Genomic DNA, 3,016 nt, shown 5'->3' on the forward strand with positions numbered 1-3,016 from the left:
AGGCATGGCTGCCTGACTCAAGTAAATCACTCTCCGATATAGTCGGGGCGGTTCACTACCAGAGTTACCACAGCCTAAGAGTAGTAAATCAGTTAGCGAGAATCTAACCAAACAAATTGATAAGACCAAAAGATATGCTTTCGATGAAGTGAATCAAATTTTGGAAGCTTACACCGAAAAAGGTGACTATGAATACCTCATGCATATCTACGATGTCAGTCAAGATACGTTTGAAAAATGGCTTTACAATGCGCAGCAACTAAGGAGGGCATCAGAGTTTCAAACTACAAAAGGTAATCCTAGACTATTTGATCCAAACAATAAGCACAGTCTACTACCTGTAAAGGATAGATACGGTGATGATAGAAAAAATATGATACGAATGACAGATAAATTTCGTGATATTTATAAAGGAAGTAATGATAAAGGTGCTATTAATAAGTTTGTTTTTCATACCCTTATTAACGCTCAACCCAGTAAGAACTTTATCATTTTTAAGCATCCTGCAGACATTTACAACTATCTTGAAATTGTCTGTCAGCTAGTATACAAAAAAGATATTAGCTTAAAGGTCTATAATTATGAGCAGGCCTCAGAGGCAGATCAAACCTCTTGGAATCTTGCATTAAAGACTATACCTCGATCACAAATGGAGTTTAATGAACTCGATTACGCAAAAGGTAGATCATATCAAAAAAAGATTCGAGCTGAGCTTTCACTAACGAGCCAAACTCAGCCTATAAGAATTGAGAATAGACTGGATTCTAATATTCCTATTAGCCAGTGGAGTGTTCGGACATTACAAATATTCTGTCATTATGTATACATCATGATAGGCGAAAAACTTAATTAGATAAAATCTAGAGGTTTAAATAAAATGAATTTATCCGCAAAAACCATCAGATTTAAGAATATTACTAAAATTGACTTACATCCATTGGCTAAAAAACTCTATGAGTTGATGATCGAAGCATATGTTGCAGGAGGGCAAGAAGAGTATCTTAAGCTGATAAGCGATAGATTTGATTGTTACCCTAGTCTACCTATCCATAATGTCTCACTGATAAGTAAAGGTGCTAATAAATATCTATTGATTGGAGGTTGTTTTTCACCTCTATTTAATCTTAGAGAACTTAATGAAAGTAATACGCTTTTTCTCAGTTATAAGACGTCTAAAGATAATACTAACCCTGAACATAAAAAGCGTATTGAGAAGGATTTCAATCAAGATGTAGTTGATTTTATTTTTATGGATTTTATTAGATCTATGTCTTTAATCTCGCTCAAAAGACCTGGCTCTATAGAATCAGCACTAAGAAAAATTACTCAAGATTATAATAGTAGTATTTGGAATGAGGTGTTTGATAATAGGAGGAACTACTTGCGCCAAGCTGATTACTCCGAACTGTTAGATATGGATCGCAACACAATGAAAAATCACAGTATTCCTCTATGAGGATCAATAGTTATAAGATTGTTTTATCAAAGTCCTCTAAGCTAAAAGTTAACTGACCTTCCAATTTTTTGGGCAGCTCTAAGGAGCAATATAACACTTTAACTGAAACCTTAGGTAGGGCATGTATCAACATCCGACCATAGTACTGACAGAGCCTAATTTTTAGGAATGAGGCGGCAAAAACTAGTCCTGAACTGAACTGTTTATAGTAAGAAGCTTATACTAAAATAATTGCTAGTTTACGACCGGATAAAATGGTTTTCCCCAATCCATCTTGCTATGATTTGCCATCATGATCTCTAACATTAACGGCAAGATAGCAGATAAGATAGCACCACTATCCTTGATTTGCGAACGATTGACTTGGCTATTGTGAGTGGCACCGCCATGCATGATTTGATTACGCAGGGTATATAACCTATCATATACTACTGCCAATACTGTATCTGTATCTTTATTACTAAGTGCACGGTGAGCTTTATCTTTAGCACGTTTGAAATCTTCTTCCCATGCTTGCTGACTAATCAGACCATTTTGATAATCCCAAAATGGCTGAAAAGTGTATTGGTTATCCAATAATATACGAATGCTACCGGAATATTTCTCCCAGACTAACTTGTAGACCTGTTGGTCAATGTCTAGACTGCATATCAGCTGTATAAAGCGTCTAAACTCACTGCGCTCTGAACTAGTGGTAAACAAGGCTACTTCACGAGCATAAGCTGCATTGAACGCAATCCATAGAGTGATGAAACGTATGTCTTCATCATCGACGCTCGTTGCCTTAGACAGCCAACTTAATGAGCGATGCATACGCAAGCGAAATAGGTCAGAAAACTCAGATTTTTGAGTTTGGTAGTAACTATTAATTAAGATATTTTTCATATTGATTTATACTTTTTCGATGTAAAAAAACCGAAATTATAAAGATTATACAACTCAGGTTAATTAGCTTACTTATTTTGTAGTAAATACTTCTTTGAAAATATGTTATGAGTCCTGAATATAAGCTTGTCTAATGGTGTGAACCAATAGTGTAGCTGTAGGAACTGAAAAGTACTTCACCTAAAGTAATAATAGTGACAGGAATAGCCCTCCAGAACATTAGTCATTTGGACGTTCTGAAAATAACTCTACTATTAGATAGATACCGTGGTAAACAATCAAAAGTTAAATATTTTGCTTTTCTTATTACCAAAATTTAAATCGTTTTCGATTAACTTTCTTTCTGAGCATAGCAACATGTATGACGCATGGTATGGTGACCTTGTAGGCAGGCCCAGACATATCTATAGCGCTCCATACACTAGTTACTGCCAATGCAAAAGGACCCGTAATTAATGATGCTGACTTCATCAAAGCAGTATTAGTTGCAAACATAAGTCCTCTACCTAGTAACATTCTAGACATTTGGTTAGCAATAATCAGGGTCATCTGATATGAAGCAAAACCCCCAGTTCTAAATAAAGTAAGAAAACTTTTCGTAGAGAGAAGTGCTATATTAATAGACCTCTTGCAAAAGTCATAAACCAAGCTCGAAATTAACAACACTGGCGAATA

The 3,016-nt window shown here is 35.4% G+C and carries 3 protein-coding genes and 1 pseudogene; 2 read left to right on the forward strand and 2 right to left on the reverse strand.

The genetic code is table 11. From position 1 onward, the window contains the following. The first annotated feature begins 160 nt into the window (after positions 1-160). Positions 161-853 carry a hypothetical protein gene (locus JFC08_RS13475; RefSeq protein WP_198331087.1) on the forward strand — a complete coding sequence of 231 codons (693 nt, stop codon included), beginning with the start codon at positions 161-163 and terminating at the stop codon, positions 851-853. A gap of 24 nt (positions 854-877) precedes the next feature. Then, positions 878-1,456 carry a hypothetical protein gene (locus tag JFC08_RS13480; protein ID WP_198331088.1) on the forward strand — a complete coding sequence of 193 codons (579 nt, stop codon included), beginning with the start codon at positions 878-880 and terminating at the stop codon, positions 1,454-1,456. Between the two features lie 234 nt (positions 1,457-1,690). On the opposite strand, the gene JFC08_RS13485 is transcribed toward JFC08_RS13480, so the two are convergent. Both JFC08_RS13485 and JFC08_RS13840 read right to left on the reverse strand, forming a co-directional pair. Next, positions 1,691-2,341, reverse strand: coding sequence for a HEPN domain-containing protein (locus JFC08_RS13485; RefSeq protein ID WP_198331089.1), 651 nt, complete (start codon positions 2,339-2,341; stop codon positions 1,691-1,693). A 306-nt stretch (positions 2,342-2,647) separates the two neighbouring features. After that, positions 2,648-3,016 (reverse strand): annotated as a pseudogene (locus JFC08_RS13840) (hypothetical protein); the annotation flags it as partial.

This window comes from Psychrobacter cibarius, from assembly GCF_016107535.1.
In the GTDB taxonomy this organism is placed as follows: Bacteria; Pseudomonadota; Gammaproteobacteria; order Pseudomonadales; family Moraxellaceae; genus Psychrobacter; species Psychrobacter cibarius.